Source organism: Eupransor demetentiae (assembly GCF_963930865.1).
Taxonomy (GTDB): domain Bacteria; phylum Bacillota; class Bacilli; order Lactobacillales; family Lactobacillaceae; genus Eupransor; species Eupransor demetentiae.
Genome location: NZ_CAWVOH010000002.1, coordinates 264,156 through 282,619, shown reverse-complemented (window position 1 = coordinate 282,619; position 18,464 = coordinate 264,156). Strand labels below are relative to the sequence as shown.

Genomic DNA, 18,464 nt, shown 5'->3' with positions numbered 1-18,464 from the left:
TTACCCGTTGTACTTGTTGCTAAGATCACCCGCACTAGCACCGGCCACCCAATCATCGAGGGCATCGACCGTGCGGTCCAAAATTGGATTCAAGATTTCCATATCAGCTTTTGAAAACTTACCGAGCACGTAATCGATGACGGCTTGGCGCTCATGTTCCGGATGCCCGACGCCAAATTTGAGGCGCAAAAATTCGGACGAACCGGTGTGGGCGATGATACTCTTCAAGCCGTTGTGCCCACCGGCAGACCCCTTGGCCCGGAAGCGCAATTTTCCAAAGGGCATGTCCATGTCATCGACCAAAATTAAAACATCTTCCACTTTAGCGCCATAAAAGTCCAAGAAAGCGCGTACTGACTGGCCTGAATCATTCATGTAAGTTGTTGGCTTGACCAAGAAAACGGTTTCGCCTTCGATTTGGCACTTGGCTGCGGAAGCAAAAAGTTTGGTAGGACTAAAAGTCGCTCCATGGGCGGCTGCATAGTGATCAATCGCCATAAAACCAATGTTGTGGCGGGTCTGATCGTACTTCACACCAATATTTCCTAAGCCAAAAATAAACTTCATTCTTCCACTCCTCGTGTCATCTGTGTAAGCTCTATTATAACACGCGCCCAAGGGCCCTTTATATGTTATGATAATTGTGTATTTAAACTTTTATGAAAAATTAATTAGAGGATTCTATGTTTCCAAAGTCGTTAACAATTCCAAAGGACCAACTCCAAACGGTCAGCGAAAACACTACTATTCAAGAAGTCTACGACCTTCTTTCCCAACCCGAAAACGCCCACACGCGTTCCTTCCCTGTGTTGGACGAATCCGGCCAACTTTTCCGTGGAAACGTTTATCGCCAACACATCTTTGAACAAATGGCCAAAGGTGGTGACATGTCCTTGCCAGTTACTGCTATCATGCGTAACTCGACCAAGTTCATCTTTACCAATAGTCAGTTCTACGACGTTTTCTTTGCTATTCGGGACTTGCCCTTTATCGCTGTTCTGGATGAAAACCACCATTTCTACGGAATTTTCACCCACGATGCCTTGATGGACGTCTTAGCCCAATCCTGGTCGCTGGAAGAAGGCGGCGTAGCGATTGCTCTGCTCTCTCAGCAGACCCGTGGCGACTTGGAAAAAATGTCTAAAATCATTACCCGCTTCACCAACATCGAGTCGGTCGTAACTTTGCAGACCGAGCCCAAGGATCCCATCACCGTTATGTTCACGCTGCCGCTAACCATCGACAGCCCTGATCTAAAAAAGCTGGTCGCAAAGCTTGAAAAGAAGGGTTACCCCGTTCAAAGCCTTGAAAATCTCGCTCAGTTTAAGTAAAAGCCCGCCAGGGCTTTTTTCTATGCACTGGCGGACTATGCTAAAATATAGCTATTTACTAGAGAATTTGGGTACCCAGAATCATGCAAAAAGCACACAAACACTCCATTTTAGCGCTAATTTTAGGCATTAGCCTGCTGGCTGGCGTCCTTTTCAACAGCAAGATTCCAAATGGCGCGCTATTGACCAGTGCTGCCTTAGTCGGCCTTGTGCTGCTTTTTTTATTGAAAAAAACATTAAGCAATCTCAAGCCAAGCACGGCTAAACGCTGGGTTTACCTGCTCTTTGCCCTGATGGTGGTTGGACAAATTCTGGTTATTCACTTCATGAAGGTGACGGTCTATCACGACCCCTACCGGGTGCTTTCCCAAGCTGATCAAATGGTGGCGGGTGATTTCTCCTGGAACACCACTTATTTTTGGCGCTACCCTAACAATGTGCCGATTACCTATCTATTATTTGGCTGGCTGAAAGTGACCAACTTTCTGCATTTAACGAATAACACGGCCATTCACCTCCTATCCATGTTGATTTTGGATGGCTTTATTGCCTTGATGCTGCGCACCGTTTGGCAAATCAGCAAGCGCCCCACCTTTCTTCTGGGCGCGGCGGCCTTTTTCATGCTGACCCCTTTTGCTTACAGCTACTACCTGCAAGTCTTTTATACGGATTTGCCCAGCATGCTCTTTTTACTATTGATTTTCCGGATGGTCTATTTCTGGGGTAGCGGTTCCCGTGCGCTTAAAATCAGTCGGGCTATCGGATTAATTGTCGTTTCGCTCTTAGCCTTCTTAATCAAGGCCAACATCATTGTGATTGTACCGGCTTTTCTGATTGTTCTTGCCGTCCTCGCCATTCGGCAAAAACACTTTTTCCGGAATTTGGCAGTGCCCTTAGCCTTCATTATCCTTGGGATTGGCCTGGCGGTGCCAACGACCAGCGCAATTTATCAAGCCAGTCACTACCAGAAACACGACAGCTATGAATTTCCGGCCAGTCACTGGATTTTGATGGGCTACAACGAAAAAGAAGCTGGCATGTATGCCGGCAAGGATGTTCATAAGGATGCTAGTTTAAGCTCGCGGGCCGAACGGCAAAGGTATGATCTACAGGAAATCGGTCGCCGAATCAAGAGCTACGGTCCCAGTCGTTTGGCCAATCTCTGGGCGGTTAAATTGGCCGTTTTGCTCGATGTCCGCGACATCCAGAATTGGTACAACGGTGGTTTCCGCCAGGCACCGCACTGGTACCAGCAGCACGGCCGCTTCTATGACGCCTTACAGTCGATGATTTACTACCTTGCCAACATGGCGCTTTTTGTCCTCTTGGGCCTGCGCTTGCTGGTTTGGCGACCCAATCGTCACCGTCGTCGCGACCAATTAACGCTGCTTATCATCACAACTGCCTTGGGCTACCTCGCCTTTCATGTCTCGCTTTGGGAAGTTGAGAATCGCTATGGTCAATTAATTTTGCCCCTAATCTGGTTCATCTTGGCCCTTCTACCAGAGAAAAAAACGACTTGGCAGATTGAACAAACCTGGCTAAGGCGCACTCTCTTTGTTGCCCTTAGTCTAACCGGAATCGCCGGCATAATCACTACTGCAGCAGTGATTGCGCAGCGAGAACCGCGTTCCTTTGTGATTGCCGCCCAACGAAGCCAGCTATCGACCCAGTACGGCGCTAAACCCGATACAATTGCAGCCGGTAGCACGATTAAGCAGGGCATTTACTTCCACCGCCGCGTCGGTTATTTCACCACCCAAGTCTATTACAACTCCCCTCTGCAGGCCTCCCTTTACAATGAAGCCACGAAGAAGAGCTATCCATTAATTCCTCGCAAGAACGATGATATTTTCCGAACCGAAGCTAAAATGCCCGCCGGACAGTATCAACTTGTCATTCATAACCAAACCAAGCATAAGCAAGACATCGAAATCATTAAGGCTAATCACTACAAGATTGCCGACCAGCCTCTCGAAGTCGATGGTCGCTTCAAACAATACGAATCCCTCATCTACATGGCTCTCGATAAATAAAAAAGCACTCCGCATGGAGTGCTTTTTGTTTAGATATATAGGCCAATGAAGATGGTCAGGGCCAGCCCTAACATCGTTAGCGTCAGATTCTGAATTGCCAAAATAAAGGTTTCTTCCTTAACGGGATGGTTGACGAAGGCCCGTGCTTTTTGCCAAACCAGCGGCAGCAAAGCCACCATCGCCCAGCAGGTCAAAGGTAGCCAGCCGACCAAGGTTAACAGAAAAATCTCGAAGTAAGCCAAGCCCACCCAAGCTAGGTAAAGGCGTTTCGCCGCGGTTAAACCAAGATAATGGACCAAGGTATGACGATTATTTTCTTCGTCTTCTTCATGATCAGAAATGTTGTTGGCCAGCATAATGTTAGCGATTAGCAAGACCAAGGGCAAACTAACCAAGAACCAGCGTAGCAATACCATCAAAGTAATCGGCAGCAAAGTATCCACGTAAACTTCTGCTACGAAAATAAAATACCCCATGGTAATGCCGGAAACAAACTCACCAAAGGGCGTGTTCGTAATTGGCTTGGGACCAGCCGAATAAAGATAACCAACGGCAAAGGAAAGGATTCCAATAATCCAAGTCACGTAGGTCGTCAAAAGAGCCACGGCAATCCCCGCCACAGCAGCAAGAATGCCCAAGAAAAGGGCCACTTTCAAGACAGTCTTTTCGGTCACAGCCGGTCCATCATTGGGCGTACCACTTTCACGGATAAATTCATTGCTAACCTGGCGCTTATTGTCTTCGTAACGGTTAAAAGTATTCACGGCTAAATGAACGGAAACCGTTGCCAAAACCAAGAGCGCCGTGTTTAACCAATTAATTCGCTGGTAGCGCCAGGCACTGTAAGTAATTCCCAGCAAAAGCGGTGCCAAGGATGGAATCACCACCCGGATTTCGACTAAGTCTAATAGTTGTTTGAACTTCACGAATTCTCCCTCAAATATCAGTCCTTGTATGGCGTAAAGCGGAACTTACCATCGTCATATTCACCGACAAAGATGTCACGAATATCTTCGTAACCCGCGCTTTTCACCTGCTTTTCCAACCAGTCGCGGTCCTTATCGATGGCATCCAAAACGTCATCGTTGGCTTGACCATCAAAAATAATTGGATAGCGGGGGTTTTCATCCCCCATCTTGATAACCGTCAACTGACCGTTTTGTTCCAAAACGGCGCGCTTAACATCCGCAGTACTGTAAATTCCCTGCTCACGCAACTTGAACATTAAGTCAGAGGCCGAAATTCCAGCCTTTGTAACACGGCCCGGCAAGACCTTCCCGCGTTCAATCACGATTTTAGGCTTTCCATCAATGAAAACCTTTCCCCAATGCGTGCGTTCCTTCAAGAACTTCAAGCTAAAGACCAAGAAAGTCCAGGCAATCATAACCATGCAGTACTCGAAGACTGAAACCGCATCGTTATAAACAATACCTCCAATAATGGCACCCAAAACATAGTTTTGAACTTGATCCAAAGCTGAGGTCGGAGCCAAGTTTCCCTTGCCCATGATGTTCATTTGAACAATCAAAGTTAAGATTCCGATGGTTAGCTTGAGGATAATTGGTCCGTAAACCGTCAAAGCATAGTTACTCATTTGACAACCTCCACATCAGAAGAATTAATCAAGTAAACCTGAGTGACCGAGTAAGTCTTCTGATCCTTACTTAGGGACAACTGGTAGAACTTGTTGCCTTCCTTAATAATCGTGCCATCCTGCAAAGAAGTCGAATTAAAGGCCACTTTTTCAGGCGAAATCTTATGCTCTTTGGCAAAATTCTTCGCGAAGGCACCCATCTGCGTCTGCGATGAAGTCTGCGCTTTGTTGGTTTGGTAGTCGGTGTAACGCATGCCGGCTAAGAATAAAAAGGCCAATAAGGCCATGATTAACAAATCACGGTAACGGGTGTCCATCCCGTTACGCACCATTTCAAACAGAAAAACGGCAATCAACAAACCAAAAATAACCAAGATAACGTTATTGATTTTATCGGCTGACGAGGTCTGCTGTGATAAATAATGGGCAGAATAAAAAGTCATAGTACTGCTTCCTCCAATAAATTTCATTGTAGCACAATCAGGCGATAGGACCGCTTTTGTCCACAAAAAAACAGCCCGCAGGCTGTCTTTTAATTAGCAGATTACATCATGCCGGGCATACCACCTTGTGGCATTGCGGCAGCACCAGTATCTTCCTTAGGTTGTTCAGCAACCACGGCTTCAGTGGTCAACAACAAGGCTGAAACTGAGGCAGCGTTTTGCAAAGCAGAGCGCGTAACCTTGGTAGGATCAACGATACCAGCGTCAATCATGTCTACCCATTCATCGGTTGCAGCGTTGAAACCAACGCCTTCCTTTTGTTCCTTCAACTTGTTGACGATGACTGATCCTTCCAAACCAGCATTTTCAGCAATTTGACGAACAGGGGCTTCAAGGGCCTTCACAACGGTGTTAATACCGGTTTGAACGTCACCTTCAGCCTTAAGGGCCTTAACCGCATCAATGGTGTTAACCAAAGCAGTTCCACCACCGGCAACGAAACCTTCTTCAACGGCGGCACGAGTAGCGTTCAAAGCATCTTCGATACGGTACTTGCGTTCCTTCAATTCCGTTTCAGTTGCGGCACCAACGTTAACCACAGCGACACCACCGGCCAACTTTGCCAAACGCTCTTGCAACTTTTCACGATCGAAGTCAGAAGTAGTTTCGGCGATTTGTTGCTTAATGGTTTCAACACGGTCAGCAACGGCCTTCTTGTCACCAGAACCTTCAACAATCGTCGTGTTATCCTTGGTTACGGTAATCTTGTTAGCAGAACCAAGTTGGTCAATCGTCACGTCCTTCAAGTTCAAACCAAGATCATCAGTAATCACTTGAGCACCAGTCAAGATGGCAATGTCTTCCAACTGTGCCTTACGACGGTCACCGAATCCAGGGGCCTTAACAGCAACCACGTTGAAAGTTCCACGCATCTTGTTCAAAACAAGGGTAGGCAAAGCTTCACCGGTAATGTCGTCGGCAATAATCAACATTGAACGACCTTGTTCAACCACTTGCTGCAAAACAGGCAAGATTTCTTGGATGTTACCAATCTTCTTATCCGTAACCAAAATATATGGATTATCCAAGTTGGCTTCCATCTTCTCGTTATCCGTTACCATGTACTGTGACATGTAACCACGATCAAATTGCATACCTTCCACGACGTTCAAAGTCGTTTCGATACCCTTGGATTCTTCGATGGTGATAACACCGTCGTTACCAACCTTTTCCATGGCTTCGGCAATCAACTTACCGACTTCTGGGTTAGCAGCTGAAATCGAAGCGATTTGCGCGATTTCATCCTTGGTGCTGACCTTGTGTGACATTTCGTGCAACTTCTTAACAGCAGCTGCCGTTGCCTTTTCAATTCCGGTACGGATGCCAACTGGGTTAGCGCCAGCAGTCACGTTCTTCAAACCTTCGCCAACAATGGCTTGGGCCAAAACAGTGGCCGTGGTTGTTCCATCACCAGCAATGTCGTTGGTCTTTGAAGCAACTTCAGAAACTAACTTAGCCCCCATGTTTTCAAAGTGATCTTCCAATTCAACCGCCTTGGCGATGGTGACACCATCATTAGTAATAGTAGGAGAACCAAAGCTCTGTTCCAAAACGACGTTACGACCCTTGGGTCCAATCGTCGTCTTCACAGTGTCGGCCAACTTATCAACGCCGACCTTCATCTTGGAACGTGCGTCTTCTGCAAATTCAATATCCTTTGCCATAATACTTAACTCCTTTTAGCCTGAAAATTATCTTAATGTCTCGTTAAACTTAATCAACAATCGCAACGATGTCTTTCTCGTGAAGAGCCAAGTAATCTTGTCCTTCATAAGAAACTTCTTGACCGGCGTACTTATCAAAGAGCACTCGGTCGCCATCCTTGACTGTCAAAGGATGTTGCTTGCCGTCAGCGGTTACCAAACCAGTTCCAACTGCAACAACCTTTCCAGTCACAGGCTTCTCATTCGTGTTGCTAGCTAAAACAATGCCACCAACAGTCTTTTCACTTTCTTGTGCAACTTCAACAATCACACGGTCACCTAATGGCTTTAACATCGAACGAACCTCCAAATTTTATTGATTAGCACTCTCTATACTTGAGTGCTAATTGATTAACTTTAGTATAGCACAGCCATGCCATAAGTCAATGAATTATACGAAAAAAAAAAAGCAAAAAGCTTATTTCAAATTAAAGCCTTTTGCTTGCGGATATTCACTAAGTTTTACGTTGGGTTTCATTTGGGCAAAGAGCTTGGCCGTGTGCTGCGTCCAGTCCGTGTCCATGCCGCGTTCCTTGAAGTAATCCTTCATCGTTTCGTTGTATTCTGCCACGGCTGCTTCCATCTGATCTTGGTGGTAAGCACCTTCCATGAGGGAGCCGCTCAAAGGCAGCTTTGGCTTAACGCCAGGGTTTTGGTCAGGGTAACCAACGGAGAAGCCCATGATGGCCTTGACGTAACGTGGCAAATTCAATTCTTTTTCATAGAGTTCAAAGGCGCCCATGGCCCCGGCCATCGTGACGGTCCCCAAGCCCATTGATTCAGCAGCAATCTGAGCGCGGCCCAAGGCGATGGAAGCTGAGACAATCCCTCCCTCCAAAAGCTGATAGTGCTGGATGCGGTCTTCTACAATTGCCTTTTGCTCAGCATTTAAACCAATCAGGTCCTTGTTAAAATCGACTGTCAAAACGAAAAAACGGGTTGCCGTTTGGATGTACTTCATCCCAACTTGTTCGGTAATCTTGGTCTTGAGTGCCTGATCCTTAATTTCAATGAAGGTAACGGGTTGGTAGTTTTGCATATTGGGACCCGCCGTGGCCGCCAAAATCATTTCGCGCACCTGTTCGTCACTAACTGGCTTGTCAGTAAAGGCACGGATTGATTGATGTTGGTGTAGTAAATCTAATGTTTCGTTGTGCATGTCAAACTCCTTTAGCTTATCATTCGATTACATTGTCCCATTTTTCAAGGGCGAAAAAAAGGGTCGCCGGTTTTCTGATTATTGTTGAAAATGAAAATTTTATAATTTATTATTGCCAAAATCTAATTTACATGTTTTAATAAAAATAACTTTTAGGAAAGGAATCCCAAACATGATCGCAATCAACGCTAATCAAGCGCAATGGTTTTATGGCTTTTATTACTTTAGATAGCACGTCCGACTCGATGCGGACGTGCCGACGCGTTCGCATCTAGGGCTTAAAAGTCATTTTCAACTTGGCTAACTAGGTGCAATATCCTAGTCAGCGATTACGATAATTTGTTCTGGAATTCTTCCGTTCGATTTATTTGCCGATTGGGGTATCGTCCCAATCGGCTTTTTTCTTTTATTTCATAAGGAGAACCTAATGCAAGAATCTTCCACCCGCTTAAAAATAGGCCTGTTCCTGAACTACTTCGTTCACGGCTGTGGTCTCATCATCTTAACTCAAAATCTTGGTCACTTGGCTGCAAACTGGCATTCTTCCCTTGCCATCGCCTCCTTCGTTTTGTCTGGTGTCGGCATTGGCCGCTTGGTGGCCTACTTCACCATGGGCCTTCTATCCGATAAATTAGGGCGCAAAACCACTTTACTTTTTGGTATGCTGACCTACCTGATTTTCTTCGTCCTCAGCCCAATTAACCAAAGCATCCCCTTCGCCTACGCCCTATCGATTTTAGCCGGAATTGCCAACTCTGCCCTTGATTCAGCGACTTATCCCCTGCTGGCCGAAAGCAAGGGCAACAAGACGGCCAACTCGGTCTTGATCAAGGCCTTCATGTCATCGGCTGAATTCGTCCTCCCCATCATCGTCCTCGTCAGCAATCAAAACCAACTCTGGTTCGGCCTATCCTTCCTCTTCCCTGCTACCATTCTCTTCTTGAACATTTTCAACATTGCTGCCTTACCGATTACAAAAAGCAAAACTGTTCAAGAAGCTGCCAGTGTTGCTATCAAGCTATCTGGCTGGAAGAAGTCCTTGGTAACCGGAAGCTTATTGCTCTACGGCTACACGTCAATGGCCATCATGCTCTGGTTTACCCAGTGGATTACTATTTTTGCCAAGGGAATCGGTTACAGCAGCAGTACTGCCCACTTGCTCCTTTCCCTCTATAGTTTGGGATCAATTTCCGGTGTCCTCGTCGGCTTTATCCTCCTGCGTTTGAAAGCTACAGACAGCATTGTTTTCCTCGTACAAAACATTATCGCAACGATTAGCATCGCCGTCGTCGCCCTCTCAACGACCGAATGGCTGTCGATTGCCGCCTGCTTTGCCTTCGGTTTCTCGGCCGCAGCGGGTCTCATGCAAATCGCCTTGAGTACTCTGCTGAAGGTTCACCCCGAGAAAAAGGGGATTTTTACCGGAATTTTTTTCTCCTTTGGTTCACTGGCCTCATTCTCCGTGCCAATCATCACCGGTTACCTCATCAAGAACAGCCAGGTCAACATCATATTCGGCGACGTCTTAATCGTTCTACTCGGTTTGGCCGTGGCCATCATCTTGCAGGCCGCACTGCCAAAAGCTGAAAGAGTTTGATCACCTGGCATAATTAAACACCTTGTTCTTTTTCCTCGAAAATGTTAAAGTAATGAAAACAAATAAGCGATACCTTTAAAGTCGATCAGTGAGTCACCAAGGTATCGAGGATGTTGGCAGAGTTCCAGCCTTTTTCGGCAAAGCTGCATCCATTAGAAGCTAATTTAACCTGACTGGATAGATTTGGCCCCGATCGACGAGATTGGGGTCATTTTTTTATACCAAAAAGGAGCAAATATGCTGGAGCGCAAGCCGCCCAATTCATAAGCCAAAATTCAATCGCAACCCTTTAAAGTCGATCAGAGAGTCACTAAGGATTGCTTGCTAGCAGGACCACGGTCCCCGTCTAGCTTCTTTACCCAGCCCTGATCGACGATTAGGGCTTTTTATTTGCAGCAAAAGAGGAATAAACATGACATTTAGCAAAGATTTTCTTGATTTGAGTCGCTGTTCAAAAGAAGAAATCCACGAACTTTTGGATTTGGCAGCCGCCTACCGCGATGGCCAGCAGCCAACAGCCTTGAAGCGTGACGTAACCGTCGCCAACCTCTTCTTTGAAAACTCAACCCGTACCGTGACTTCCTTTCAAATGGCGGAACACCGCTTGGGTTTGAGCCGCTTCAACATTAACCCCCAAACATCTTCCATGAAGAAGGGCGAAAGCATGGGCGATACCTTAAAAACTTTGCAAGCCATTGGCTTAGATTTAGCCGTCATTCGCCACTCCCAAACCGCTTGGTATAAGCAATTGGAAAAGGATCCCAAGCTTGCCATCAGTTTGATTAACGCCGGTGACGGGGCTGGTCTTCATCCTTCCCAAACCTTGCTCGATTTGCTCACCATTCGCACGGAATTCGGCCACTTCGAGGGACTAAAAATTGTTATCGCCGGTGACATCGCCCATTCCCGCGTGGCAAAGTCCGATGCCCGCCTCTTCAAAGAACTCGGCATGCAGGTTTACTTCGCCGGTCCGGAGGAATGGTGGGAAGATGATTTAGCAGAATTTGGCGAATTTCTTCCATTAGATGATTGCTTAGCAAAAGTTGATGTCGTCATCTGTTTGCGAGTGCAACTCGAACGCTTGAACGACCAAAGCGTCGCCTCCTTTGCACCGGCCGACTACTTCCACCAGTATGGTTTGACAGAAGAAAGGGCCGCTAAGATGAAGCCCGGGGCCATCATCATGCACCCAGCACCCGTCAACCGCGGAGTTGAAATCGCCAGCGACCTGGTCGACGGTCCCCGCTCACGTATCTTTACCCAAATGCACAACGGCGTGTTCGCCCGCATGGCCTTGCTGACCAAGGTCCTACAGTTCCGCGGCTTGATGGAGGAAAAGTAATGAAGACTTTAATCAAAAACATTGTTTGGCAAGGTCAGCCAAAAGAAATCCTAATCGAAGACGGACGCATCCAAGCCATTGAGGCTGCCGGTACGACGACCGAGGCCGTCCAAGTAATTGACGGCCAAGGTCACACGGCCATTCCTGGTTTGGTCGACGTACACGCTCACTTCCGCGAACCTGGTTTGACCTATAAGGAAACGATTTCAACTGGTTCTGAAGCCGCAGCACAAGGTGGTTTCACGACGGTACTGACCATGCCCAACGTTAAACCAGTCATCGACAACCCTGCCGCTTTGAAAGCCCAAATCGAACTGAACCAAAAAGAGGGCCACGTTAAGATCGACCAAATCGGCGCTTTGAGTTTGAACCTAACCGACACGCAAACAACCGACATCGCCGAAATGGTTAAAGCCGGTGCGGTCGCCTTCTCCAACGACGGACACGGCGTACAAAACGCTCGGACCATGTTGCAGGCCATGAAAGCCGTTGCCAAGGCCAAGAGCACCATTACCGCCCACATCGAAGACGATGACTTGGTTAATCACGGGGTGATGAACGCAGGGCCAAGCGCAGAGGCACTTGGCTTGCCCGGTATGACCGGCTTGTCCGAATCCACTCAGTTAGCCCGCGATTTGGTCATGGTCAAGGCCACCGGCTGCCACTACCACGTCGCCCACGTTTCGACCAAGGAATCGGTTGAACTGGTCCGCTTGGCCAAGAGCCAAGGTTTGCCCGTAACGGCTGAGGTTACGCCCCACCACCTCTTCCTTGATGACAGTATGATCATCACCGACAACCCCATGATGAAGATGAATCCACCACTACGCAGCCGCGAAGACCGCTTAGCCCTCATCGCTGGTTTGCTAGATGGCACGATTGACATGATTGCGACCGACCATGCCCCACACGCTGCTGAGGAAAAAGAAGGTTCCATGCTCGACTGTGCCTTTGGTATCGTCGGTTTGGAAACGGCCTTCGCCTTGGTCTACACCCACTTCGTTGCTTCTGGTTTGGTTGACTTGGACACCATGCTCAACTGGATGAACCGCGAGCCCATCGAAGAATTTGCTTTACAAGGTGCTGGACAAATGCGGGTTGGTGACCCCGCCGACATTGCCTTGGTCGACCTTGACCACGCTTACAACATTGACCCTGCAACATTTGCATCAAAAGGAAAGAACACACCCTTTGCTGGCCAGAAGGTTTACGGCCAGGTTATGACGACCTTGGTCGACGGCAAAGTGGTTTACCAGAAGGAGGAAAAATGAAAGGCTATCTTGTTTTAGAAAATGGTTCTGTATATGAAGGCGACCGCTTCGGTGCTGAAAAAGACTTGCTGACGGAAGTGGTTTTTTCAACCGGAATGACCGGCTATCAAGAAACCATCACGGACCCTTCCTACTACGGTCAAAGCATGGTTTTCACCTACCCTTTGATTGGAAACTACGGGATTAACCGCGAGGATAACGAATCGGCTCATCCAGCAGTGGACGCCATTATCGTCAAGGACTTAGCTCGCCGCCCTTCCAACTTCCGTTCCGTTCAATCCTTGGAAGATTACGCCAAGGAACAGGGTTTGCCAGGTTTGATGAACTTGGATACCCGTAAGCTGGCCAAGGAAATCCGTAGCCAAGGTTCAATGAAGGCTGTGTTGGTTTCCCGTCTCGATAAAACTTGGATTGACAAGCTCTTTGCCCAAGATTACGACCAGCTCTTGCTATCCCGCCGTCAACTGGACAACTCCGTGCGCCACTACACTGCCGAACCTGGTGCTCCTAAGATTGCTTTGATTGACTTCGGCATGAAAAATTCCATTTTGGACGCCCTACAAAAGCGCGGTGCCGAAGTCACGATTTTCCCGGCTAACACAACAGTGGCAGAAATCGATGCTTACCAGCCCGACGGTGTCCTCCTTTCAAACGGTCCCGGTAACCCCGAACAGTACGAATTTTCCTATCCAATGATCCGCACCTTGCAGGAGCGCTACCCTTTGATGGGTATCTGCTTGGGTCACCAGCTCTTCGCCCTGGCTAACGGTGCTAAAACCTACAAGATGAAATACGGCTACCGTGGCTTCAACCATGCAGTTTGGGATATTGACCAAAAGGCCAAGCACTTCACTTCCCAAAACCACGGTTACGCCGTTGACGCTGATTCAGTGGCCAACACCGACCTTGAAATCACCCACCGCGAAATCAACAACCAAACGGTGGAAGGCGTGCGCCTCAAGAACCGCCCAGCCTTTTCCGTGCAGTTCCATCCAGACGCTTGCCCTGGTCCCCACGACAGCGAATACGTCTTTGATAACTTTTTAGACTTAGTGAAAAAAGCGGAGGAAAAAACCTATGCCCAAGCGAACTGATATCAAAAAAATCCTGGTAATTGGCTCAGGTCCCATCGTCATCGGTCAAGCGGCCGAATTCGATTACTCAGGTTCACAAGCCTGCCTGGCCTTGAAGGAAGAGGGTTACGAAGTTGTCTTGATCAACTCCAACCCGGCCACCATCATGACCGACCAGGAAATTGCCGACCAAGTCTACATCGAACCACTGACGCTAGATTCAGTCAGCGATATCATTCGCAAGGAAAAGCCCGATGCGATTTTGCCAACCTTGGGTGGTCAAACCGGTTTGAACTTAGCCAAGGACTTAGCCGACTCTGGTTTGCTAAAGAAGATGGGCATTGAACTGCTTGGAACCAAGTTGCCCGCCATCGAACAAGCCGAAGACCGTGAAGAGTTCAAGGATTTGATGAAGGAATTGAATGAACCGGTTCCCGAATCTGACATCGCCACAACCTTGGCCGAAGCCGAAAAAATTGCGGATGAAATCGGTTTCCCCGTCGTTGTCCGTCCCGCCTACACCTTGGGTGGTAGTGGTGGTGGTTTTGCCCACAACCGCGAAGAATTGGATGAAATTGCCAAGAAGGGGCTTGAACTCTCACCTGTTGACCAAGTCTTGATTGAAAAGTCAATCGCTGGTTACAAAGAAATCGAATTTGAAGTCATGCGCGATGCTGACGACAACGCCTTGATTGTCGCCGCCATGGAAAACTTCGATCCCGTCGGAATTCACACGGGTGATTCGATCGTTGTAACGCCTACGCAAACCTTGTCCGACCGGGATTACCAAATGATGCGTGATGCCGCCTTGAAGATTATTCGTGCCCTCAAAATCGAGGGTGGCGTTAACATCCAAATGGCATTGGATCCCCAATCCTTCAAGTACTACATCATCGAAGTTAACCCCCGGGTTTCCCGTTCATCGGCCCTCGCCTCAAAGGCCACGGGTTATCCAATTGCCAAGATGGCCGCTAAAATTGCCGTCGGCTTGCGCTTGGATGAAATTAAGAACCCCATCACCCAAATAACTTGGGCCGAATTCGAACCCGCTTTGGATTATGTAGTTGCCAAGATTCCGCGTTTCCCATTTGATAAGTTCCCAACGGCTGACCGCCACCTCGGCACCCAAATGAAGGCAACCGGGGAAGTCATGGCCATTGGCCGTACTTTGGAAGAATCTTTGCTCAAGGCCGTGCGTTCACTCGAAGTTGACCAAAAGGACTTCAACGGCGACGATTACCAAGAGGTCAGCACTGAAGATTTGCTCGCGCAACTAATGCCGGCCCAGGAAGACCGCCTCTTCGTTTTGGCCGAATTAATCCGCCGCGGTACCAGCATCGAAGACTTACACGACCGCACTGGCATCGACCTCTTCTTCCTCGACAAGCTCTTACATATCATCGAAATTGAAAAGGAAATCCAGGACAAGGCCTTCACCCCCGAACTAATGCGAGAAGCCAAGCGTTACGGTTTCTCAGACGAATGGCTGGCTAAGTTGCTAAACAAGACAAGCCAGGAAGTTCGCCAAGCCCGTCAAGACGCCGACGTCATGCCCGTTTATAAGATGGTTGATACGGCCGCTGGTGAATTCGAATCGAAGACGCCTTACTACTACAGTAGCTACGAAGATGAAAATGAATCCGAAGTTAGCGACCGCCCTTCCGTCCTCGTACTCGGTTCTGGCCCAATTCGAATCGGCCAGGGAGTCGAATTCGATTACGCGACTGTTCACGCCGTCAAGGCCTTGCAGGCTGCCGGTTACGAAGCCATCATTCAAAACTCTAACCCTGAAACGGTTTCAACCGACTTTGCCATCTCCGACAAACTTTATTTTGAGCCGCTAACCATCGAAGATGTTCTCAACGTCGTCGACCTCGAAAAACCAATCGGAGTCATGGTCCAGTTCGGTGGTCAAACGGCCATTAACTTAGCTGCCGGCCTTGCCGCAGCGGGCGTCAAGATCCTTGGAACCGACCTAAACGACATTGACCGCGCCGAAGACCGTGAACGCTTCAACCAGGTCATGCAAAAGCTCGAATTGCCGCAACCTGCCGCTGGTTCAGCCACAACGGTTGCGCAAGCCATTCAAGTCGCCGAAAAGATTGGTTATCCCGTTTTGATTCGCCCATCTTATGTTATCGGTGGTCGCGGAATGGAAATCGTCACTTCGCGTAGCGATTTGGAAGACTACATGGCCCGCGCCGTTAAGGTTTCCGATGACCATCCGGTTTTGATTGACTCCTACCTAACGGGACAAGAAGCCGAAGTCGACCTCATTTCAGACGGCAAGGAAGTCCTCATCCCCGGTTTGATGGAACACATTGAGCGTTCTGGTATCCACTCCGGTGACTCGATGGCCGTTTATCCACCACAACACCTTTCACAAAAGGTACAAGACCAAATGGTCGAGGCCGCAACCAAGCTCGCCAAGGAGCTCAAGATTGTTGGTTTGATGAACGTTCAGTTTGTCATCCACCAGGAAACGGCCTACGTCATCGAAGTTAACCCCCGTGCTTCACGAACGGTGCCTTTCCTATCGAAGGTTACCAAGATTCCGATGGCTCAGCTGGCTACCCTGGTTTCACTCGGCATGCCACTGGAAGAACTCGGCTATAAGCCTGGTTTGGCCCCACTTTCAAAGCTCGTGCACGTCAAGGCACCGGTCTTCTCCTTCAACAAGCTCGACGGCGTTAACTCAACCCTCGGCCCTGAAATGAAGTCAACCGGTGAAGCCATGGGATCGGATCAGCACTACCGCGAAGCGCTCTACAAGGCCTTCCAGTCCGCTAAGATTCCAGCCTTTACCAACGGCACCATCTTACTTCGTTTGGCTGATGCTGACCGCCAAGAAGCCTTGCCAATTCTCAAAAACTTGGCTGTTAAGGGCATCACCTTTACCGCCGGCAAGAAGACGGCCGACTTCCTTCGCGAAAACGACATCCCCGTCAGCGTTCTAGCAGACGATCAAGCCATCAAGAAGGCGCTGGCATCCGGCAAAATCAAGTTGGTGGTCGACACGATTGACCTCGCCGACCGCGCCAACTTGGCCGAATCCGATTTGCGTTATGAAACCATCGAAAACGAAATTCCTTTCTTAACGGCCATCGATACCTTCGCCGCACTAAGCGACGTCATCCAGAAACTACCTTTGAACCCAACCATCACACCCTTAGGAGAATACTAAAATGTCAAAGCTTAACTTCACGAGCACCCTCGGCGGCCAAACTTTTAACAGTCCCTTTTTGAACGCTTCCGGCATTCACTGCCAGACTGCTGAAGAACTAGCCGATTTGGAAGGCGTCAAGGAACTCGGCGGAATCGTCACGAAGTCCGCTACGCTGGAAGCCCGTGCCGGTAACGACAAGCCCCGCTATTACGATTTGGCCTACGGTTCCATCAACTCGATGGGCTTGCCCAACTCCGGTTACAACTTCTACCTGGATTACGTGCAAAAAGAACACGCCAAGCCAACCATCCTGTCAGTTGCCGGCCTTTCAGTCGCCGACGTGATCAAGCTGCTAAAAGAAGTTCAAGCATCTGACTACCAAGGTTTGACGGAGCTGAACCTTTCCTGTCCTAACGTGATTGGCGAACCCCAAACCGCCTATGACTTTGAAACGACTCGCAAGGTTTTGACCGAAGTCTTCTCCTTCTTCACCAAGCCTTTGGGCGTGAAGTTGCCACCATATTTTGATTTGGTCCACTTCGACCAAATCGCTGCCGTTCTTAACGACTTTCCTTTGACCCACGTCAACACCATCAACTCAGTTGGAAACGGCTTGGTCGTTGACGTTGAAAAGGAACAAGTTGTGACCAAGCCAAAGGGTGGTTTCGGAGGCCTGGGTGGTGCCATGGTTTTGCCCACTGCCCTTGCCAATGTCCGCGCTTTGCGCCAGCGTTTGAACCCATCAATTGCAATTCTCGGTACTGGTGGCGTAACCACCGGAGCCGACGTCTTTGCCCACATTCTCTGTGGCGCCCAGCTAGTTTCCGTGGGAACTCAGGTCATCAAGGAAGGCCTTGGCGTTTACGCCCGTTTGGAAAAGGAATTGAGCGACATCATGGAAGCCAAGGGCTACACCAGCTTGGAAGACTTCCGCGGTAAGTTGCAGGTTATGTAAGGAGAAATCATGACGCATCCTTTAATGATTGCTTTAGATTTTCAAGATTTGGCCAGTACCAAGGCTTTTCTTAATCGCTTTCCCAATGCAAAAGAGCTGACGGTTAAGATTGGCATGGAGCTCTTCTACCGCGAAGGGCCCGCCGTCATCGCCGCTATTCAAGAATACGGTTGCGACATTTTCCTCGACTTGAAGCTCTTCGATATTCCTCACACGGTTGAAAAAGCCATGAGCCAGCTAGGCCGCCTCGGGGTTAATTACGTTACCGCCCATACCTTGGGTGGTTCCGCCATGCTAGCCGCTGCCAAAAAGGGCTTGAGCGAAGGTGCCGCTGCCGTTGGTAAGCCCGCACCGCTTTTGCTGGGTGTGACCGAACTAACCTCGATTTCTGAGCAAGTTTTAAAAGACGAACAAAACAGTCGTTTGGACATGACCGACCAAGTGCTATCTTTGGCCCGCACCGCCCAAGCTGGTGGCTGTGATGGTATCATCACTTCCCCACTGGAGCTCCCCGGTTTGAGTGCCGAACTTGGAACCGACTTTAAGTACGTCGTGCCCGGCATCCGCATGGCCCAAGACCAAAAGGGCGATCAGGTCCGCGTCGCCGATCCCCATTTCGCCCGTTCAAACGGTGCCTACGCCATCGTAGTTGGCCGGCCCATCACACAAAGTAGCGACCCCCTCGCCGCCTGGCAGCAATACCAAGTCAACTGGGAAGCAGAATAGGAAGGAAA

At 48.8% G+C, this 18,464-nt stretch carries 16 protein-coding genes; 9 read left to right on the top strand and 7 right to left on the bottom strand.

Annotation, left to right across the window (positions count from 1 at the left end; genetic code table 11):
- On the bottom strand, positions 1–567 hold the full coding sequence (gene pth / locus ABSY64_RS05790; RefSeq protein WP_349642138.1) for an aminoacyl-tRNA hydrolase: 567 nt from the start codon (positions 565–567) through the stop codon (positions 1–3).
- Between the two features lie 116 nt (positions 568–683).
- Here pth and cbpA point away from each other — a divergent pair, with 116 nt between their 5' ends.
- Together cbpA and ABSY64_RS05780 are read left to right on the top strand one after the other, a co-directional pair.
- Positions 684–1,331 carry a cyclic di-AMP binding protein CbpA gene (gene cbpA / locus ABSY64_RS05785; RefSeq protein ID WP_349642137.1) on the top strand — a complete coding sequence of 216 codons (648 nt, stop codon included), beginning with the start codon at positions 684–686 and terminating at the stop codon, positions 1,329–1,331.
- Positions 1,332–1,414: 83 nt separating this feature from the next.
- On the top strand, positions 1,415–3,367 hold the full coding sequence (locus ABSY64_RS05780; RefSeq protein WP_349642136.1) for an ArnT family glycosyltransferase: 1,953 nt from the start codon (positions 1,415–1,417) through the stop codon (positions 3,365–3,367).
- Between the two features lie 29 nt (positions 3,368–3,396).
- Here ABSY64_RS05780 and ABSY64_RS05775 read toward each other — a convergent pair whose 3' ends face one another.
- The 6 genes from ABSY64_RS05775 to ABSY64_RS05750 form a co-directional block, all read right to left on the bottom strand.
- Entirely contained in the window at positions 3,397–4,293 is an 897-nt protein-coding gene (locus ABSY64_RS05775; protein WP_349642135.1) for a UbiA family prenyltransferase, read from the bottom strand.
- 17 nt (positions 4,294–4,310) lie between these two features.
- Positions 4,311–4,946 carry a DUF421 domain-containing protein gene (locus ABSY64_RS05770; RefSeq protein WP_349642219.1) on the bottom strand — a complete coding sequence of 212 codons (636 nt, stop codon included), beginning with the start codon at positions 4,944–4,946 and terminating at the stop codon, positions 4,311–4,313.
- A gap of 11 nt (positions 4,947–4,957) precedes the next feature.
- The gene (locus ABSY64_RS05765) at positions 4,958–5,404 is read right to left on the bottom strand and encodes a DUF3290 domain-containing protein (RefSeq protein WP_349642134.1); all 447 of its coding nucleotides are present in this window, start codon (positions 5,402–5,404) and stop codon (positions 4,958–4,960) included.
- A 101-nt stretch (positions 5,405–5,505) separates the two neighbouring features.
- Positions 5,506–7,128 carry a chaperonin GroEL gene (gene groL, locus ABSY64_RS05760; RefSeq protein WP_349642133.1) on the bottom strand — a complete coding sequence of 541 codons (1,623 nt, stop codon included), beginning with the start codon at positions 7,126–7,128 and terminating at the stop codon, positions 5,506–5,508.
- 49 nt (positions 7,129–7,177) lie between these two features.
- Positions 7,178–7,462, bottom strand: a complete 285-nt coding sequence (groES, locus tag ABSY64_RS05755; RefSeq protein ID WP_349642132.1) for a co-chaperone GroES — start codon at positions 7,460–7,462, stop codon at positions 7,178–7,180.
- A 123-nt stretch (positions 7,463–7,585) separates the two neighbouring features.
- Positions 7,586–8,326, bottom strand: a complete 741-nt coding sequence (locus ABSY64_RS05750; protein WP_349642131.1) for a nitroreductase family protein — start codon at positions 8,324–8,326, stop codon at positions 7,586–7,588.
- A gap of 427 nt (positions 8,327–8,753) precedes the next feature.
- Here ABSY64_RS05750 and ABSY64_RS05745 point away from each other — a divergent pair, with 427 nt between their 5' ends.
- From ABSY64_RS05745 to pyrF, 7 genes are all read left to right on the top strand, one after another.
- A complete protein-coding gene (locus ABSY64_RS05745) occupies positions 8,754–9,923 on the top strand; it encodes an MFS transporter (protein WP_349642130.1) in 1,170 nt (389 codons plus the stop codon).
- A gap of 412 nt (positions 9,924–10,335) precedes the next feature.
- Positions 10,336–11,265: an aspartate carbamoyltransferase catalytic subunit gene (locus ABSY64_RS05740; RefSeq protein WP_349642129.1), complete on the top strand. Its 930-nt coding sequence runs from the start codon at positions 10,336–10,338 to the stop codon at positions 11,263–11,265.
- A complete protein-coding gene (locus ABSY64_RS05735) occupies positions 11,265–12,536 on the top strand; it encodes a dihydroorotase (protein ID WP_349642128.1) in 1,272 nt (423 codons plus the stop codon). Before ABSY64_RS05740 ends, ABSY64_RS05735 begins: the two co-directional genes overlap by 1 nt.
- The gene (locus ABSY64_RS05730; RefSeq protein ID WP_349642127.1) at positions 12,533–13,630 is read left to right on the top strand and encodes a carbamoyl phosphate synthase small subunit; all 1,098 of its coding nucleotides are present in this window, start codon (positions 12,533–12,535) and stop codon (positions 13,628–13,630) included. The genes ABSY64_RS05735 and ABSY64_RS05730 overlap by 4 nt, the downstream gene beginning before the upstream one ends.
- A complete protein-coding gene (gene carB, locus ABSY64_RS05725; protein WP_349642126.1) occupies positions 13,614–16,793 on the top strand; it encodes a carbamoyl-phosphate synthase large subunit in 3,180 nt (1,059 codons plus the stop codon). The genes ABSY64_RS05730 and carB overlap by 17 nt, the downstream gene beginning before the upstream one ends.
- 1 nt (position 16,794) lies before the next feature.
- Positions 16,795–17,730: a dihydroorotate oxidase gene (locus ABSY64_RS05720; protein ID WP_349642125.1), complete on the top strand. Its 936-nt coding sequence runs from the start codon at positions 16,795–16,797 to the stop codon at positions 17,728–17,730.
- A gap of 9 nt (positions 17,731–17,739) precedes the next feature.
- A complete protein-coding gene (gene pyrF / locus ABSY64_RS05715; RefSeq protein WP_349642124.1) occupies positions 17,740–18,456 on the top strand; it encodes an orotidine-5'-phosphate decarboxylase in 717 nt (238 codons plus the stop codon).
- The last annotated feature ends 8 nt before the right edge of the window (positions 18,457–18,464 follow it).

What these genes read in the sequence shown, in the direction of transcription:
- pth (WP_349642138.1), bottom strand. Translation starts at nt 567, where the DNA reads ATGAAGTTTATTTTTGGCTTAGGAAATATTGGTGTGAAGTACGATCAG.
- cbpA (WP_349642137.1), top strand. Translation starts at nt 684, where the DNA reads ATGTTTCCAAAGTCGTTAACAATTCCAAAGGACCAACTCCAAACGGTC.
- ABSY64_RS05780 (WP_349642136.1), top strand. Translation starts at nt 1,415, where the DNA reads ATGCAAAAAGCACACAAACACTCCATTTTAGCGCTAATTTTAGGCATT.
- ABSY64_RS05765 (WP_349642134.1), bottom strand. Translation starts at nt 5,404, where the DNA reads ATGACTTTTTATTCTGCCCATTATTTATCACAGCAGACCTCGTCAGCC.
- groL (WP_349642133.1), bottom strand. Translation starts at nt 7,128, where the DNA reads ATGGCAAAGGATATTGAATTTGCAGAAGACGCACGTTCCAAGATGAAG.
- groES (WP_349642132.1), bottom strand. Translation starts at nt 7,462, where the DNA reads ATGTTAAAGCCATTAGGTGACCGTGTGATTGTTGAAGTTGCACAAGAA.
- ABSY64_RS05750 (WP_349642131.1), bottom strand. Translation starts at nt 8,326, where the DNA reads ATGCACAACGAAACATTAGATTTACTACACCAACATCAATCAATCCGT.
- ABSY64_RS05745 (WP_349642130.1), top strand. Translation starts at nt 8,754, where the DNA reads ATGCAAGAATCTTCCACCCGCTTAAAAATAGGCCTGTTCCTGAACTAC.
- ABSY64_RS05740 (WP_349642129.1), top strand. Translation starts at nt 10,336, where the DNA reads ATGACATTTAGCAAAGATTTTCTTGATTTGAGTCGCTGTTCAAAAGAA.
- ABSY64_RS05735 (WP_349642128.1), top strand. Translation starts at nt 11,265, where the DNA reads ATGAAGACTTTAATCAAAAACATTGTTTGGCAAGGTCAGCCAAAAGAA.
- ABSY64_RS05730 (WP_349642127.1), top strand. Translation starts at nt 12,533, where the DNA reads ATGAAAGGCTATCTTGTTTTAGAAAATGGTTCTGTATATGAAGGCGAC.
- carB (WP_349642126.1), top strand. Translation starts at nt 13,614, where the DNA reads ATGCCCAAGCGAACTGATATCAAAAAAATCCTGGTAATTGGCTCAGGT.
- ABSY64_RS05720 (WP_349642125.1), top strand. Translation starts at nt 16,795, where the DNA reads ATGTCAAAGCTTAACTTCACGAGCACCCTCGGCGGCCAAACTTTTAAC.
- pyrF (WP_349642124.1), top strand. Translation starts at nt 17,740, where the DNA reads ATGACGCATCCTTTAATGATTGCTTTAGATTTTCAAGATTTGGCCAGT.